Origin of the sequence: Pseudoalteromonas sp. CST2 (genome assembly GCF_028599385.1) — a bacterium.
Classification (GTDB): domain Bacteria; phylum Pseudomonadota; class Gammaproteobacteria; order Enterobacterales; family Alteromonadaceae; genus Pseudoalteromonas; species Pseudoalteromonas atlantica.
Window position 1 is genome coordinate 1 of record NZ_JAQREO010000012.1, and the last position, 16,500, is coordinate 16,500.

Genomic DNA, 16,500 nt, shown 5'->3' on the forward strand with positions numbered 1-16,500 from the left:
ATCGACATCTACGTAAATTGCATCTAAGTTATTCATGCCCTTGCCTTGGTAATCTTATGTTTCTTGGTCGAAAGATCTGATCACCGCAAGGGCATTTAGTTCCATTTCTTATGCGCAGCTCAGGTTAATTAATAGATATCGTTCCAATATGCTATCTCTCTAAGAACAAAGAAGCTCGACAGCTAGTGAAGTGAATAGAGCTTCCTGAAAAAACAATAATGTGGGTCTAGTTGTACATCAGATTGACAAAACCAGAGAGATGTTGATAAATCTATAATTCACACGAAGTTTGATTTGAAATTTATCAACTAAAGTAGAGGAGTATATTTGTAATTCGTATCAACTTTTTTACTAAGGTAATGGTAAAGTAATTTTGGACACCCATTGAGAAGGAAATATTATGCTAATAAGCATATAAATTTGGGTAAAAATTACAATGAAACATATTCCGCAGTAATCAAATAAGTAACAACTCAATCAGTTTAATTTAGGTTTAACGACAATTGACTCTAAGATTAAATATAAAGAACCTTAAACTGTGGCCAATATAATTGGCCACTACATTTCGAGAATCCCTCCACAAATATACATCTCAATTGTTGGATGTACTACCACTACAATGGTGAGTACTTTGCTGACGTTCTGACAAAAGCATTATTCATATTAAGCTTAATAGGAGCGTTATAAGGTTGCTCGATTTAAACTAAAAATGTCTTTCGTTTTAGTAAACTCACCTCCACCCAGTTTAACCTCGCTCTTTAATGCAATGGGCGCGGACTAATACCACCCACTAAATACGAGTAAATATTGCGTTGCTTGTATTGAGCTAATACTAAAAAACATAAGGCTTAATAAACTTTTAATTATCAATGCCTCAACTTACCAGTATTTAGCCAGCAGAGAAAGTATAAAAAAAGCCGAGCTCTTAACTCGGCTCAAGTTATTAACAAGGAGAGGTCTTGTTAAACGTTCTTACTTTGGCCTTTAAATCAAATGCAGCATAAGCGGCTACAACAATAAAGCAACCTGCAGGCACCATATATGAAAATGCAACGCTGAAAGTATCAATAAATACAGCTTGAATTACAGGTACTATTGCCCCACCAAGAATCGCCATAACTAAACCTGCTGCGCCTAGCTTAGCATCGTCACCTAACCCGTGTAGCGCAATTGCATATATAGTAGGAAACATTAATGACAAACAAGCAGAAATACATACTAGTGCCCAAACACCACTTATATTGGGCATTTGCACCATGTAAATACATAACATCATTGCTATAAGAGATGTAGCCATCAGTAACTTTGCAGGACGGATAAATCCCATAAGCCACGTCATTACAAAACGAGACACTAAAAATGTAATCATACTGTACTGTAAAATTGTACCGCCACTGACCTCATTTGTATTCAACGCTTCCATTACATATTGAATCGTAAAGGTCCATACACATGTCTGTGCAGCAACATTAAAAAATTGGGCTATTACACCAAAACGATAATGGGTATTTTTAAATAAGCGTTTAAAGGCTGGCTTAAAATCAACATGTTTTGAGACCTGCTTCTTTTTACAAAAATCAGGCGTTTTAGTGAACGCGATGGCAAGCCAAATAAAAACAAGCACACATGCCATACCCACATATGGCACCATTACGGCATCCAATTCGGCGCTTATTATATTTTTTAGCTGCGAAGTAGTCATGCTCGAACGCTCATCGGAAGTAGCGGTATTCAAGCTTGGTAAAATAAGAGTAGCAGCCAAAAACACCCCTATGTTTGTCCCTACCGGATTAAATGATTGCGCTAAATTCAACCTTCGAGTTGCACTTTGCTCATTCCCCATCCCCATAACATAAGGGTTTGCAGATGTTTCTAAAATAGATAGGCCACCTGCAAGTATAAATAAAGCCGCTAAAAAAAAGCTATAGGTCATTGCTTGACTAGCAGGGTAAAACATAAATGCGCCTATTGCAGCCATGCCTAGCCCAGTTAATACGCCAACTTTATAAGAAAACCGTTTGTTAATATAGGCAGCAGGAATAGCTAAGCAAAAATATGCGCCATAATAACTAAACTGCACCAATGCGGATTGCACTGAAGACATAGTAAAAATTTTACTAAAAACTTTTACTAACGGATCGGTCATATTTGCAGCTGCACCCCAAGCTGCAAAACATAATACGAGTAAAATAAAAGGCACGACCATCTCTTTTGAGACCAGAGGTGCTTTCGTGTGTGTGTGTGTGGTCATTTCAGTGTCTCAGTTGTTAACTTTAAGTAAAGCATTTAAACAGGTATATATCTGCACGTCAATAAATCAACTATAGTTATTTATTGTGCTTTTAGCTTTATATAATCTCAATATATTATTCAACAAAGTAGTAAAGCAGCTCCCATTTATACAGGTTGCTGTATCGCCAAACGGGATCTTGCGGTGTACAATAAATTAAGTTATTCAAGACAATAACCAACTAGGTAGGAATAATTATTAAAGCTAAAAACCCTCGACTTACATCACAAGAAGGCAGAAACCAATCAGGCCTGCGTGCTTATAATGAACGTCGAATTATGACGCTGATCCGTCAGCAAGGTAGCGCTCCAAAAGCTGAAATTGCGCTGAAAACAGGGCTTTCTGCGCAAGCGGTTACAGTTATTATTAATAGCTTAGAAGCCGACTCCCTGTTAATAAGAAAAGAGCCACAACGAGGCCGTGTGGGGCAACCCACAATCCCCTTTGCACTAAATCCTGATGGCGCATTTGGTATAGGTCTAAAAGTAGGTCGCCGTAGTTTTGATTTAACACTTATTGATTTAATGGGAAATATTCGTGCTACGCTTCATGAAAATTGCGCTTACCCAACAGTAGATAGCCTACTAACCTTTTTAAAAAAAGGTATAAGCGTACTAAAAATGAGCCTTAATAAAGACCTAGCAGATAGGATTTTAGGCATAGGCGTTGCTACTCCTTACGAGATTTGGAATTGGACAGAAGAAGCCGGTGCCCCTACTGAAATAATGGAACAGTGGAAATCTTTTGATTTTAGGTTAAGAATAAATCAAATAATTGACCTACCTGTTTATGTTTGTAATGACGACACAGCTGCTTGTTCAGCTGAGTTAAGCTTTGGAAACCCTACCCGATTTACAGATTTTTTATATGTTTTTATAGGCACCTTTATTGGGGGTGGCGTAGTCATAAATGAATCATTATTTACAGGTAAAAAAGGCAATGCAGGCGCTATTGGCTCACTTCCCAAGCCTATGCTTAATAGCAAAGGACAACTTAGTTCTCAGCAGCTTATTATGCAGTCATCTTTATATATTTTAGAAAAAATGCTTAAAAATGATGGCTACAACACCGATATACTATGGAGTTCTAATGAATATTGGGGCGACTTAGGACCTGTTTTAGAAAAATGGATAGATCAAGTTGCTGACGGCCTCGCCTATGCAGCATTATGCTCCCTTGCGATTTTTGATTTTGAAGCTGTCGTTATTGACGGCGCTATTCCCATAAACGTTAGAGAAAAAATAGTACTCGCTACCCAGATAAAATTAAGCGAAGCAGATCACCGTGGTATTAATCGCTGTGAAGTAAAAAGTGGTTCTATTGGCGCTAAAGCACAATCAATAGGCTGCGCTAACTTACCGTTACTCATAAACTTTTCACAAGACAACACTATCCTTTCACACCATTAAAGTAATTCTGAATTCACTATTAGCAGCTTGCGCTTAGCTTGAGCTGCTATATACAAAGTACCTTTTCATAAATCCCATAGACTAATAAGTCACCATTATGTTTGTAAAAATTAATAAATAATAATAGTTGATTTATTAAATCAAGTTCTCTACATTCTATTCACAATTTTGAAAACACTGACCCGTTTGATTAATAAATCACAAAATTGTAAACACACACAATAAAGAGAGAACAACATGAAAAATATGTCTGCTAAAATGACCTTAATAGCTACGGCAGTTGCTATTTGCATTTCACCCAAAGCTAAGTCGCAAGCCCAAGATTCATTAGAAACAAAGAGTGATTTAGGTTTTGAAAGAATAATCGTAACAGGTACATCTCGACCCAAAGAAAAAATTGAGTCAACGAATGCAATGACAACGTTTAACGAAGCAAAGTTAGAGCAGTTAGCGCCCCACAGTGTAGCAGAGCTCGTTAGAAGTATTCCTGGTTTTCATGCCGAAGACACCGGCGGCGAAACGGGTAATAACGTGGCCCCCAGAGGTTTCCCACTTTCAACCCAAACTGAATTTACAGCACTACTACGTGACGGTATGACTGTATTTTACAATCAAGATATTTTATTCACTCAAAATGACAGGTTTACTCGACTTTCAAATTATGTAGGTAATGTGGAAGCAATAAGAGGCGGTGCATCCTCTATATTTGTTGGTAGTGCACCTGCAGGGTTTATTAACTTTATCTCCCGTGAAGGGAGCGATGATACTCAAGGCGATGTATTTTTTGAAACCAACAGTAATAATCGTTTAGGAGTGCAAGGTTGGGTAAGCGGCTCTATTAATGATCAAACAACCTATGCGGTAGGCGCTTGGTACCGTGAGGATGACTCAGCACGCGATCCTGGGTATACAGCAAACCAAGGTGGTGAAATAAACGCTAATATTAAATATTTTTTTGATGATGGTAATGGATTTACGCGCTTTGAAATAAACAAACAAGATGACAGTTCATTCTTTTTTATCCCACAACCACTAACGGGAAGCACTACCGATGCGCAAACAATACCTGGTGGTATGGATATAAGAGACGGAACAACAGGTAATTCAGCAGGTGCTCGCCTTTTAACGCTAAACAACACCCCAAGCGGAGACATAGATTTAGACGTAGCAGATGGCAACTACGCTGACGTCACTTATTTTGGTAACACTACCGAAATAGAAATAAACGAGAATTTAATTTTTTCTAACCAAATGCGTTATACGGATATGTTAACTACATTTACCGGTATCATAAATGTAGGTAATGCCGAATTATTATCAGATAAAGCGCAAGCCATTTATGATGCAAATGCAGACCAATTAAGTAATGCACTCGTAAACGGTAATTTAAATTTTGATATTCGTGATGCAGGTACAGGGTTTAGTGTTGCAAACTCAAGTGATGTAAACTCATATAACACAAATGGCTACGGTATTAATGCCGGCTTTTGGCACAGACGCTTCGAAGGCGATAACTTTCAAAATGAAACTAAATTAAACTACACATTCGATAACATGGGGGATGGCACTCTCTATGCGAACTTTGGGTTATTTTTCTCTAATATCAATGGTCACGTAACTGACTACCGTATTAATACATTACAATCAATTGAGCCTCTACCACAACGATTAGATATTGTTTTTACCGATGAACAAGGTAACGATATTGGCAGCGGCACATATAAAGGTATTCAGTCAGGGTCTCATGGTTATGCAGATATTGTTTACAGTGAAAAAACTCTCGCGCCGTTTGCCGATTTTGAGTACGAACTTGAAGATGTATCTTTCAATTTAGGCCTAAGATACGAAACATTAAAAGCAGATGGTGAGGCGCAAAATCAAGCGGAATATACAATAAATAGCTTTGCCAGTGATACAGATACTATTAACGGCAATATCTCCTTACCTTTTGGCGCAGGCACCTTCAGAAACTTTAACGTTGAATACAATGAACTTGCTTGGACAGTGGCCGCAAACTATAAATTTAATGATGATTTGGCTGTATTTACACGTTACGCAGATGGCTTTCGTATGCCTGATGTTGACAAGTACATGGCAATTACAGGCTTAGCAAACCAGCAGGAAATTGACGAGTTTAATAATTCCAATCGTCGAGAAACACAGCCGGCATCAACGGTAATGGCTGAGGTAGGCATCAAATATAATGAAGGCGACATAGCCGCATTTATAACGGGTTACTTTGCGGCTGCTGATGATTTATTTTTTAATGTGCCAACGGTTGAAAACGGCCAAGTTGTTCAACGCCAAGCATTTAGAAATACGGAAACTCTTGGCGTTGAAGCTGAGTTAAACTTTCAAGTTACCGAAGGCTGGCGCGTTGGTGTTTCTGCTACTTATCAATCTCCAGAGTTTGTGAACACCCCTGCCGCTCAATACCTTGATGCGAATGGTAATGCTGCGGCTATTGATATCAATGGCAACATGCCTGTACGTGTTCCTGAGCATTTTGGACAACTTACTAGTAGCTATGAATTTGATGATTTTTCTTGGGGGATGGCAACACTACATGGTAGCTATTCATGGAGTGGTAAACGTTATGCTGATGATGCCAATACTGCGGAGCTTCCTATGTATGGCATGCTAAATATTGGTTTATCGCTTGAAAATAAAAAAGGCTACTACCTTCGCGCTGATGTAAAAAACCTAAATAATTCTGAAGGGTTATCAGAGGGCGATCCACGTGCAGGTGAAACAGTTGCAGGTGAAACAGTTGCGGGTCAAGCAACTACGTTCAATGCACGGGTTGTGCTACCACGCACATTTAGTATTAGCATAGGTAAGCGCTTTTAATTTTATTTTTATCGCCTGCTTAGCAGGCGATAATGTTTACTATTATAGGAGTATTTACGATGGAAGTACTTGCAATCGGCGAGGCGTTAATCGATTTACTTTCAAATGAATGTATAAACGAAAACACCTCAAATCAGTCGTTTAGTTTTAACCAATTTGCAGGCGGTGCACCAGCAAATGTAGCTGTAGCAGTGGCTAAGTTAGGTGGTAAAAGTGCACTTTTAGGAAAGGTAGGTGATGACAAGTTTGGCCACTTTTTAATTAATGCCCTTAAATCCCATAACGTAAATACAGATCACCTTGGTTTATCTCTAAGGGGTAAAACTGCCATTGCTTTTGTGTCTTTAGATAAAAGCGGTGAACGTACGTTTGAGTTTTATGACAAATCCGCAGCCCATTACGACCTTCATATAACAGATCTAGATCCAACCTTATTTACGCAACCTAAAATTGTTTCATTTTGTTCAGGCTCGCTAGCCAAGCCACTCATTTACGATACCACTGTATATGCTCTGCAACAGTTTAATAAAGTTGATTCTATATCCTGTATGGATATTAATTTTCGCCCGGCATTTTGGGATGCACCTCATACTGCAGCATCAGTAATATTTGAAGTTGCCAAAACAGTTAATATCATCAAAGCGAGTAAAGAAGAGCTAACTATGTTGTATGGGATAGAGCATATAGAAAGTACTATAAAAGCGTGGATTGATAGTGGTGTAACGTTAGTGCTTATGAGCGATGGCGCCAAGCCAATTTCATTTACATCTCAATCTTTCAGTGGAACCTACCCTTGCCCTTATGCAAATGTTGTAGATACCACTGCTGCAGGGGACTCATTTATTGGCGGCTTTTTATATCAACTAGCTAAGAAAATTTGTAATCGTAGTGAATTTTCTACTTGGACTAATAATTTTGAAAACGTTTTAAAAGCTATTGACTTTGCGACTAAATGTGGAGCATTAACAGTCTCTAAATTTGGTGCCTTTGACGCACTGCCAACACAAAGTGAAATAGCTAATCTAAAACTTAAATCCGCTGCTGTGGCATAACTTATAACAATAAAATCCGTAAACTAAATTTTGGTTACTAATTCCATACCAACTAGACTTTTTTGCCTTTAGTACGTATTTGTTAAAAGATAAATCTTTCTTAAACAGAAAAAACTATCGGCAAAAAAGTATGCGTGAAAAAATAAATTTAAATCCCTTTCTACTTACATATGTCTTTAGTAGTGCTATATCGACCCCGCTTATTTATAACTTTGAGCCATTTAAGCTTAGGGATGCGCATTATTACGAATGGCACTAGCACTTTGTTTATTAAAAACTCCTGAAATAAAAAGCCAACTAAAGCGCTTTAACGCGACACTTAATATTCTTAGCCAAAACATGCTTGCTCTTGTGAATCCGCTTAACCAAACGTAAAAAATAATTAGGCTGCACGCTTTCAAGAAAGCCGGCAAATAAGCGGCTAGAGTTAAATAAGCGTTATTATAGAAATAACTATATTTAAGTACTTTTAAATTTCACTTGCTGTGATTGTACTAACAGTAGGCTTCATCAAAGTTTTGTTGTTTATAACCTTATTCTAAAACAGTATATGTTGTGCTTAATCGTATTTGACCCACAAACCTACCAGTCTAATATTCTTAATATTATGCAGGTGGCGTTTTCAATACCTATAAAAGGCTAATCAGTAATAGCGCTATTAAGCAGTGCAGTAACAACCACTGGTTTTATTAAGTAACAGTTCGCTGTTAAATCCAGCTACAAGATTATTTATAACCGTTTCAACAAAACCACTGCCCTGCGCGCAGCCAAGCCCTTGAGAAAGCGGGCCGGCATAAACAAAGTCACCTTTATCGTTAATCACCACGGCAGCTGGTGTAGCAGGGAGCAGTATTTGTAAAGAGGCTGTTTGCTCAATATTGATAAGCGTAATATTTTGCGCTTTAGAAAACGCAGCCAACTGTTTTAAATGAGGCTGGGCTTGCTTGGTGCAGCCACAGTCAGGGTCTGTAACGATAATCAATGAATTATGCTTTGCAGCTGTAAACCCTATGTGTTGTTTAAATTTAGTAAACCACCCTGGTTGCTCAAGCACGCCATAACTGTCAAAAACGCGCAACTGATTATATTGATAATAAACTAAACCAGAAACCGTCAATACTAACCACAGAGCAATCACTGCACTCATTTTAATGGATGAATTACTTAAATTTAGCAATGCTTTGCTCTAATACCGCAATACTTACGTCGATCATTTGTACTTTAGCGGTTAGCTTTTCTACCACTTTGGTATCTTGATATTGGCTTTGCTGCATTTGTTCTGTGCTTGAGGCTATTTGTTTTGTGTTTACAGCTTGCTCAGCAACAACTTGCGCTACAGAGTGAGTACTTTGGCTGACGGCTTTTATTTGCTCACTCATGGCGCTTATGTTTTCTTTCATGGTGGTGCTGATATGCGTTAAATCAACGACAAAATCGACACACTGGCTCATAGATTGGGTTGACGTTTTACTGTTTGTAACTAAATCTTTTAATGTTAAAGCAATTTTATCTGTCGTGGCTTTACTGCTTGTAGCAAGCGTTCTGACTTCATCGGCTACAACTGCAAACCCACGGCCATGCTCACCCGCTCTTGCGGCTTCAATGGCTGCGTTAAGCGCAAGTAAGTTAGTTTGCTCTGCAATGCCTGATATTTCATTTAACAACCCTGATATTACATCACCAGCGGCCACTAAATGATTTATTTGCTCTTCTGTATGATTAAGTAAATTAAGTAGCTCCGTGCTTTTAGTGTCTGTTTGCATAACGTCATTTAAGGCGCTATTTGCAGCTTGAGTAATGTTATCTACCTGCTGCTTTAACACTTCGCTTTCATGCTCAACTAAGCTAAAACCCTGTGCAACTTGAGCACCAGAGTCTGCTATATCATTAGTTTGTTGCTTTCTTTGCTCTGCCCCGCTTGCTAGCTCATCGTGTACGTTTATTAATTGCTGCGAATTTTGCTGCAGTGAAAGAGACTGCGTTTGCACTTGCCTAATTACATCTGATAAATAACCCAATAAAGTATTAAAGCCCGCTACTGCATTGCTATTTTTATCATCCGCCCTAAGCGAAAGTTGTATATGCTCGGGGTCTTGCATAATGGCTTCGGTCGCTTTGGTTAAAGACACGCCAGCTCTGCGCTCTTGTTGTAGGGTTTTAGCGATATAGCCTGCTACAAACACTTCTACTATTGCATAGCCGGCATGTATAAGCACCGTAGTAAACGCCAGTCTGTCAGGGTCAAATACATAAAAGCCGGTGTTTTGTGTTTGTAAAAAGTAAAAGCTTAAATGATGAACGGCCACAAAAATAATGGCCGTAATAAACACCTGCCACTGCACAAACATGATCAACATGGCCATTAAGATGAATATTTCGAAGTGTACTTCTATTAACCCAAAGGCTTGTTGTATGTGCAAAAAAGAAAACATCATAATTGCCGCAGCAACAACATGACCTGTGATTGGGTTATTTTTCTGAGTTTTAAGTAACCATATAGGCATTAAGCTTAAAGGTAGGCCGACTATAAATGCTTGTGTAAGTGTCCCAAAGTACAAGCCTAGGGCGATAGACTCTACAAACAAAAAAATGAATATTATGGTGAATAAACGACTTACACTATTCATAAATACCTTTAATTATTAAAATTTTTTAAACAAAATCAGGGTTTGTACGTATTAGCTAATAATTACGACCACATTTAATTATCAATATAGCCTAGCCTGCCAACTTTACTTAATAATTGATAAAACCGCTTTAAACTCAGGTAATGCTGCGTTTTTTGTCCACTGAAAAATGATACTTTCTACGCTTGTAATTATTGCCCCTGCCTGTTGTAACTGCTCTAGAGCTAGCGATTTATGCATCGTATTTCGTGAACCCACAGCATCTGCCGCTACATGCACCTCAAATCCTTGGGCTATTAAATCTAAGCAGGTTTGTAAAACACATACATGCGCCTCTGTGCCTATTACTATAATTTGTGAACGCGTAAGCTTTGTAAACACAGCATTAAATGCAGGCTCATTACACGCACTAAAATGTGTTTTTTCAACAGTCTGTGCGTTTATAAGGGTGTTTTTTAAAAGCCTGTTTGTACCACCAAGCCCTTGAGGATATTGTTCAGTCACTATGCTAGGAATTTTAAAAAGGGCGCTTACTTTGGCAATTTTTATTGCCCACTCTAGTAAATCAGAAAATTCGCTAATAGCGGGAGAAAGCTTATCTTGAATATCTATCACTAATAACACGCTGTTATCTGCAGATAAATTTTTGTGACTAACCATAACACCCCGTTTTAAGTAATTATAATTAGTAAGCGTAGCTTAAATGGTTATAAATAACTAAATTAGTGCTTTAATTTAGTTGTTATAAGTTGTAATCCACATTTTAAAAAATGTGCTATATTTAACTTTTATATGTATATCCCCTGCCCTAGAGCGAGTTTATTAGTGCGATTGAGTATTTTGTTTTTTCTCTTCACCACTGTATGTTTTCTTTGTATTACTAGCGTATCTGCCTCCACAAATTATGCTCAACAACTACAACGAATATCTACCGATGAAGGTTTATCCCAAAATTACGTAACTAAAATTTTGCAAGATGATTTAGGTTATATTTGGATAGCCACAGCGCAAGGGCTTAATCGATTTGACGGCTATACGGTAACCCCTTTTGATGGCGGATTTACCCTTAACGAAAACTTCATCACTACACTATTTAAAACGCATGCAGGCAATATAATTGTTTCTACTGAGCTTGCCGGTGCCTATTTAGTTAACCCAAAAACGTTAACTACTCGTAATATATTTTCGGGCAATCTTGCAGGTAATACAGCTAGTTTCGCTTCTATTGAAGCGATAGCTCAGCACCAAGATACCTTTTACCTTGCCATTTTAAACAACGTGTATTCACTTAACTCTAAAACAAATTCACTTACTTTAGAGTTTACTATAGGCAATGAAAACAGCGTGGTGCGCGCGTTAAAATATTACAAAAATACGCTATTTATAGGCACACAAACGGGTTTATTTAGTTACGACCTAAAAACAGAGTCATTAACCCCTCTTAATTTACATACCCCCGATAAACAAACAGTCGATAACAGTAATGTTAAGTTTTTATCTGTAGACCCCACGCTTGGATTATTAGTTGGCACCGTTGAGGGCATGTACGCATTAAGTTTAAATAGCTCAGCAGGAGCTGCTGCAGATCAAAGTACTAAAAGCGTGGTTGCTGATTACAATATTTGGGATTACAGCAATACACCCTATGGCGAATTTATTGCCACAGAGCATGGCTTGTTCGAATTTAACCGAGAACAAGGCACCACTGAGTTAATTCTTAGCTTTGATCAAAGTAAATTTAATATTACCGAAAATACTATTAACGATTTAATGGTCGACTCAAGTGGCGTGTTTTGGCTGGCGTCGCGCACTCAAGGCGTGCTTACTTGGTCAATAAACACACGGCGTTTTAACAAAATCACCCTACCCGAAAACAACTATATAAACAGTATTTACCAAGACGATGATTTATCTATGTGGTACGGCACCGATAATGGCCTTGCCCATGTAAATGCTAAAAACAAAACAACCTACTACCTAACCTCGCAAGACCCTAAAGCGGTTTATGGTGAATACGCTATTTTTGCAATTAACAAAGCGCATTTAGATTCCACTTCGCGGTATTTATGGCTAACGGGGTACTACAGTTTAATTTTATTTGACAAAGAAACAGGCACAGCCGTTGCTAAAAAAGATTTAAATAACGCAATGTCTGAAGGGGCGGTTATTTATGGTTTGTCTGAGGTAGCCCCCGACACATTCGCTTTTTATAATGATCACAGTTTTTATGTTTATAATGGTAAAACAGGCTTAACGCGCGAAATTAACGGGTTAAAACAACATGTAAACCCTTTAGAGGCCTATACTTTTCATCGACCTTTTGATGATTACCCAAATGAATTTGTATTAAGTACAACTACCCACTTTTACCGGTTTAACGAGCAAACAGACACCCTTACCACTATTTATAAAACCAGTAAAAAAGACAGCCAAAATTACCACACAGTCGAAAACTGGTTAACCGATAAAAATAACATTTTATGGTTAGCAACAACCAGCGAAGGCCTAGTGGGTATTGATGCGCAGAGCTTTGAAAAAAAGCACCACTTTAACGTAAGTAACTCCTTAAAAACCCAGTCTATTTATTCACTTATTACCGATGAGTATGGTTATTTATGGTTTAGCAGTAAAAATGGGTTGTACCGCTTAAATACCGATACGTTAAGGCTGCGAGTTTTTACAGTTAAAGATGGTTTATCGGTTAATTTATTTAGCACTTTAGGAGCAATTACGCTTAAAAATAACACTGTAATGTTTGGCAGCAGTTATGGTGCGATTTCGTTTAACCCCGCTGAGTTTTTACAGCAAAGCACGCAAACAACAACCTCAATAACCGATATAACTTTAATGTCGCGCGATTTAGACTATCAGCCAAATCAATTTGCCACCTCTGCATTGCAATTAACACATGAAGATATGGGTTTGGAGGTTAGCTTTTCTAATTTTGATTTTCAAAATAGCGCGGAAACACGTTACAAAATTACGCTTCAAGGACCTACTTCGCTAGAGTATGATGATTTAAAAGCAAACAAAATATTTTTTACAAAGCTCCCACCAGGTAATTATCAATTAAAGGCCAGCGCGTATAATTTTAACAGTGCGACCGAGTCAAAGCCGGCGCTGTTAAATTTTAATGTGGCATACGCGCCGTGGAAGTCTCCTTATGCGTATGCTGCTTATATTTTAATTATTATAACTGTGCTGTGTTTACTGTTTTGGCAATACAGAAGCAGACAACTAGCCATAGCTAATGCACAAAAAGCGACAATACACTCGCAAAAACAAACCGAGCTTGCGCTCAGTAACAATAAAAGTGGCATTTGGGATTACCATTACAGCGACGATTCGGTAAATACAAACCGAGGGAGTGAGCTTGGGTATACTAATTTGCCAAACCGTATTCCATTAAAACATTATTTAGCTTTAATTCACCCTGAAGACAAACCGCGGGTTATTTCGCACTGGTTAAATTTTACCAAACAAAAAAAGCATGAGCACTGGCAAGCAACTTACCGGTTAAAGCATAAGCTTGGCCATTGGTTGTGGTATCAAGATTTAGGGCAAATTATTTATGACGAACAAACAAATAAACCGGTATCTGTATCTGGCATATATACCAACATAACAGAGCAACGTGCCAATGAGCAGCAAGCCAATATTTTAGGTGAGGCGTTTGGGCAAATAAACGACTGGCTGCTTATTTTAGATAATAATTTGGTGCCGGTTTCTGCAAATAACAGTTTTATAAAAACCTTTTCGCAAACTCATAAACATCCGCTTAGCTTAAAAGTGTTTGTTAATGCGATAGGTAAAGCGCAATGTAAAAGCTATGCCAGCACATTAAAAAGCTTAACAGCAAAACAAAATTGGCGAACTGATGCCGTTATTAAAACTGCAACTAACCCGCACCACCCCATACATATAAGTGCCACTGCAATCGCTAAAGATACACATAGCATAAGTTACTATGTGATTGTTATTTCGGATTTAACCGAGCAAAAAAAGGCAGAAGACGAGCTGCGCTATTTAGCCAATTTCGATCCCCTTACACAATTACCTAACCGCAGTTTAATGCATCAAAAAATTGGTAAATCGATTAAAAAAGCTCACCAGCAGCTCACTCAAAGCGCTTTACTATTTATAGATTTAGACAAATTTAAACCGGTAAACGACACATTTGGCCACGCAGTGGGAGATCAACTGCTGTGTAATATTACCCAAAGAGTAAGCGCTATGTTGCCAAGTAATGCCACGCTTGGCCGCCAAAGCGGTGACGAATTTTTAGTGCTTATTGATAACGTAGAAGACATAGCCGCACTAAATAACATAGTCAAAAGTATAAGCTCAGAACTTGCCAATAAGGTCATTATCGAAGATTTTTCTATTAATATATCAGCCAGTATTGGCGTGGCTTTATACCCATTTGATGCCAGCTCGACCGATTTACTGATCAGAAACGCCGATGTAGCCATGATGCATGCAAAGCAAGCTGGCCGAAACGGGTTTAAGTTTTTTAACGACTCGATGAACGAGCAAATAAAACAAAAGCTCATCCTCGAAAACGATTTAAAAGACGCCGCGAAAGATAATCTATTATTTAATCACTACCAACCCATAATAGACACGCACGCACAAACAATAAATGGGGTTGAATTACTTATGCGCTGGGAAAATAACGGCCAATTTGTCTCGCCGGCTTTATTTATCCCTATTGCTGAAGAAACAGGCCTGATAGAAGCATTAACTGAGCAAGCTTTAGAGCGCGCGCTAACTGAGCTAGCCCCTACATTGGCCTGCAACCCATTATTTTATATTTCACTTAACTTGTCGCCAAAGCACATTTTAAGGACGAATATAGCAACCAAGCTGACTAATATATTAAAACATCATCAAATGAGCCCAGTACAACTGCGCCTAGAAATAACAGAAAACATACTGCTAGAAGACAAGCAAAAAGCCGCAAAGCAACTACAAAAGTTAAAATCGGCTGGTTTTAAGCTGTTACTCGATGATTTTGGCACCGGCTACTCATCACTTACTTATTTGAGCCAGTTCCCTATTGATGTCATTAAAATAGATCAAAGCTTTGTTAATAGCATTGGGGTTGATAAAAGTGATGAGTCGATCATCAAAACCATTTACACTTTAGCTCAAAACTTGGAGCTTTATTGCATAGCCGAAGGCGTTGAAACTAAGCAACAAAAAGCCTTTTTAGAAGGGTTAGGTTGTCATGTTTTACAAGGTTATTATTTTGCAAAACCAATGCGTGCAGAGCAATTACAAAACCCCGAAACACATGAGCATATTCACACTTTAATAAAAAGTTAGCTATGAATATGCTGGCATTCGTGGCTTTCAATTTGCAGTACGCTGCTTTTAACATTAAAACGCGCAGCGAGAAGTTTTTCTATTTTTAAGCGGCAGGCTTCATCGTGCTTTTCAATTGTACAATGCTCTTTTAACACCACGTGAGCGCCGACGATAATATCGCTGTCTTTGCGCGACACCGTCACATTATGTACGTTATGCACATGCTCTAAATCGGTAATTGACTGCTCAATATCCTTCACTTTAGGCAACTTAGCGTTATTAAAGAACAGCCCTTTAATACAGCTCGTGATCACTTTACCGCCGGTAAATAATACAAACGAGGCAATTAGCATGCTCGATAAAATATCAATAATGCTCCAGCCCGTAAAATAAATAAGTACGCCAGCTATAAACGTAGAAATGGTCGATATAATGTCAAAAAACGAATGTAAAAATACAGCGTACACATTAATGCTTGCTTTGCGGCCTTTATAAAGTACCCACGCTGCAGCACCATGAAATAAAAACCCCACAGAAGCAATACTCGACATTAAAAAGCTGTTTATTGCTAAATCATGGCCGTCGTTATGATGGGAAATTCTCTCTACACCTTCATATAAAATTACGGAGCTTATTGCCAAATACAGTAAACCATTAATTAAACCACCAATGAGCTCAGCGCGTTGATAGCCATCGTTATAGGTTTTAGCAAAATGAATTGCTAAGCTTGAGGCAATAAGGGCAATAAATAGCGAGCTATTATGCACAAATAAATGCCCTGCATCGGCAAGTACAGCAAGCGAATTAGCGTAATAAGCGCCAATTACCTGAATTACCATAAATGAACATGTTATCGCTAAAGCGATAAGTAACCGACGACGAGACGCCTGGTGTGTAGTGATTTCTGTCATGAAATGCTTGAAAAACCTATACTTAAAATGCAAATAAGCCGTCAGGTGGCT

9 protein-coding genes are annotated in these 16,500 nt (G+C 38.3%); 4 read left to right on the forward strand and 5 right to left on the reverse strand.

The window, feature by feature from the left end:
- Window positions 1–943: 943 nt before the first annotated feature.
- Window positions 944–2,251: an L-fucose:H+ symporter permease gene (gene fucP / locus PSH41_RS14615; protein WP_273589406.1), complete on the reverse strand. Its 1,308-nt coding sequence runs from the start codon at window positions 2,249–2,251 to the stop codon at window positions 944–946.
- 290 nt (window positions 2,252–2,541) lie between these two features.
- Here fucP and PSH41_RS14620 point away from each other — a divergent pair, with 290 nt between their 5' ends.
- The 3 genes from PSH41_RS14620 to PSH41_RS14630 all read left to right on the forward strand — a co-directional run bounded on the left by PSH41_RS14620 (window position 2,542) and on the right by PSH41_RS14630 (window position 7,601).
- Complete coding sequence (locus PSH41_RS14620) at window positions 2,542–3,699, forward strand: ROK family transcriptional regulator (RefSeq protein ID WP_273589473.1); 1,158 nt, start codon at window positions 2,542–2,544, stop codon at window positions 3,697–3,699.
- A 237-nt stretch (window positions 3,700–3,936) separates the two neighbouring features.
- Entirely contained in the window at window positions 3,937–6,549 is a 2,613-nt protein-coding gene (locus PSH41_RS14625; RefSeq protein ID WP_273589407.1) for a TonB-dependent receptor, read from the forward strand.
- 32 nt (window positions 6,550–6,581) lie between these two features.
- Window positions 6,582–7,601: a carbohydrate kinase family protein gene (locus tag PSH41_RS14630; RefSeq protein ID WP_273589408.1), complete on the forward strand. Its 1,020-nt coding sequence runs from the start codon at window positions 6,582–6,584 to the stop codon at window positions 7,599–7,601.
- A gap of 658 nt (window positions 7,602–8,259) precedes the next feature.
- Here PSH41_RS14630 and PSH41_RS14635 read toward each other — a convergent pair.
- The 3 genes from PSH41_RS14635 to PSH41_RS14645 all read right to left on the reverse strand — a co-directional run bounded on the left by PSH41_RS14635 (window position 8,260) and on the right by PSH41_RS14645 (window position 10,888).
- Window positions 8,260–8,778, reverse strand: coding sequence for a DUF6436 domain-containing protein (locus PSH41_RS14635; RefSeq protein WP_289169669.1), 519 nt, complete (start codon window positions 8,776–8,778; stop codon window positions 8,260–8,262).
- Window positions 8,762–10,228, reverse strand: a complete 1,467-nt coding sequence (locus PSH41_RS14640; protein WP_273589410.1) for a methyl-accepting chemotaxis protein — start codon at window positions 10,226–10,228, stop codon at window positions 8,762–8,764. The genes PSH41_RS14635 and PSH41_RS14640 overlap by 17 nt, the downstream gene beginning before the upstream one ends.
- Window positions 10,229–10,333: 105 nt before the next feature.
- Complete coding sequence (locus PSH41_RS14645; RefSeq protein WP_055253861.1) at window positions 10,334–10,888, reverse strand: hydrolase; 555 nt, start codon at window positions 10,886–10,888, stop codon at window positions 10,334–10,336.
- Window positions 10,889–11,020: 132 nt separating this feature from the next.
- Between PSH41_RS14645 and PSH41_RS14650 the strand changes: the two genes are divergently transcribed.
- Entirely contained in the window at window positions 11,021–15,556 is a 4,536-nt protein-coding gene (locus tag PSH41_RS14650; protein ID WP_337939845.1) for an EAL domain-containing protein, read from the forward strand.
- On the opposite strand, the gene PSH41_RS14655 is transcribed toward PSH41_RS14650, so the two are convergent.
- Entirely contained in the window at window positions 15,553–16,449 is an 897-nt protein-coding gene (locus tag PSH41_RS14655; RefSeq protein ID WP_029774437.1) for a cation diffusion facilitator family transporter, read from the reverse strand. The genes PSH41_RS14650 and PSH41_RS14655 overlap by 4 nt on opposite strands.
- Between the last annotated feature and the right edge of the window lie 51 nt (window positions 16,450–16,500).

Coding starts and splice junctions, on each gene's coding strand:
- fucP (WP_273589406.1), bottom strand. CDS start 2,251: ATGACCACACACACACACACGAAAGCACCTCTGGTCTCAAAAGAGATG.
- PSH41_RS14625 (WP_273589407.1), top strand. CDS start 3,937: ATGAAAAATATGTCTGCTAAAATGACCTTAATAGCTACGGCAGTTGCT.
- PSH41_RS14630 (WP_273589408.1), top strand. CDS start 6,582: ATGTTTACTATTATAGGAGTATTTACGATGGAAGTACTTGCAATCGGC.
- PSH41_RS14640 (WP_273589410.1), bottom strand. CDS start 10,228: ATGAATAGTGTAAGTCGTTTATTCACCATAATATTCATTTTTTTGTTT.
- PSH41_RS14645 (WP_055253861.1), bottom strand. CDS start 10,888: ATGGTTAGTCACAAAAATTTATCTGCAGATAACAGCGTGTTATTAGTG.
- PSH41_RS14650 (WP_337939845.1), top strand. CDS start 11,021: ATGTATATCCCCTGCCCTAGAGCGAGTTTATTAGTGCGATTGAGTATT.
- PSH41_RS14655 (WP_029774437.1), bottom strand. CDS start 16,449: ATGACAGAAATCACTACACACCAGGCGTCTCGTCGTCGGTTACTTATC.